This is a genomic window from Mesorhizobium sp. M7A.F.Ca.AU.002.02.1.1 (assembly GCF_003998535.1).
GTDB classification, from domain to species: Bacteria; Pseudomonadota; Alphaproteobacteria; order Rhizobiales; family Rhizobiaceae; genus Mesorhizobium; species Mesorhizobium ciceri.
On record NZ_RZPB01001187.1, the window covers coordinates 1 to 1,245 of the forward strand.

Sequence of the window (1,245 nt, forward strand, 5' to 3'; positions counted from 1 at the left end):
GGTCCGGGGTGATCGGCTGCTCGATACGCTGAGGCAGAAAGCCCGGCGCCACCACGGGAATGAAGGACACCTTGCACAAATCGACCCATTCCACCCGCGCATCGCCCTTGTCGACCCAGTGCAGGATCAGGTCGGCTTCGTCGTCGAAGAGACGCTCCCATGGGCCGCCCACCGCTTCGAAATGCAGATGCAGGCGCGTGCCGGGCAACTGTGCGAAGAATCGCCCGAGCATGCCCAGCACCTGCGGGCGCGGGCACAGGTCGCCGATCACCACATGGATCTCGCTTTCCTCACCCATCGCCAACTGGGCGGCATGGACGCGCAAACCGTCCATCTCGCGCAGCAGCGATAGCGCTCGGCGGTGGAACGACAGCCCGGCCTCGGTCGGACGCACGCGATAGCCGCTGCGATCCAAAAGGACGAGGCCGAGCTGTCGCTCCAGCTTGGCGACGGCGGCGAACACCGCGGGGTGCGAGCGATACAGCATGGCCGCCGCAGGCTGAAAACCGCCGGTGCGGACCACCGCATCGAAGCATTGCAGATCGTGCAGGGTGAATTCGGCCATGTCAGTTTTTGTTACAGAGATTGTCTTATCTTTGTAATATCAACAAAATCGCTCCACAGCTAGGCTCTGTCTCGTTCAACGTTCCAGAAGGAATCTTCATCATGAATGAGCTGAATTTCGTCACAACGGGCGATGGCACGCGCATCGCCTACCGCTTCGACGGCGAGGCAAGCAAGCCGGTGCTGGTGCTGTCGAATTCCATCGGCACCACGCTGCACATGTGGGATGGGCAGGTCGGCGAATTGTCGAAGCATTTTCGTGTCCTGCGCTACGATTTTCGCGGCCATGGCGGATCGAGCGTTCCGGTCGGCGCCTATTCGCTGGACCGGCTTGGCCGCGACGTCATCGAGTTGCTCGATGCGCTCGACCTGCAACGCGTACATTTCCTTGGCCTGTCGCTCGGCGGGTTCGTCGCGCAGTGGCTCGGCATCCACGCGCCCGAGCGGATCGACCGGCTGATCCTGAGCAACACCTCGTCGCATCTGGCGCCGGCAAGCTATTTCGACGAGCGGATCGCTGCGGTGCGCCAGGCGCGGGACATGTCGGAAACCGCCGAGACGTTCCTGAGCAACTGGTTCCCCGCGTCGCTGGTTGCCGCCAACGAGCCTGTGGTCGAAGACTTTCGCGCCATGCTGCTGGCTATCGACCGGCAGGGCCTGGCGGGTCTGTTCGCGGCGGTT

General features: G+C 63.0%; 2 protein-coding genes. One reads left to right on the forward strand and one right to left on the reverse strand.

Going from position 1 to position 1,245, the window contains the following annotated elements; translation table 11 throughout:
* On the reverse strand, nucleotides 1–565 hold a 565-nt coding region (locus EN879_RS36315; protein ID WP_164774858.1), incomplete at its 3' end, for a LysR family transcriptional regulator.
* A gap of 101 nt (nucleotides 566–666) precedes the next feature.
* Here EN879_RS36315 and EN879_RS36320 point away from each other — a divergent pair.
* Nucleotides 667–1,245: alpha/beta fold hydrolase (locus EN879_RS36320; protein WP_127274735.1), on the forward strand; the 579-nt coding region annotated here is incomplete at its 3' end.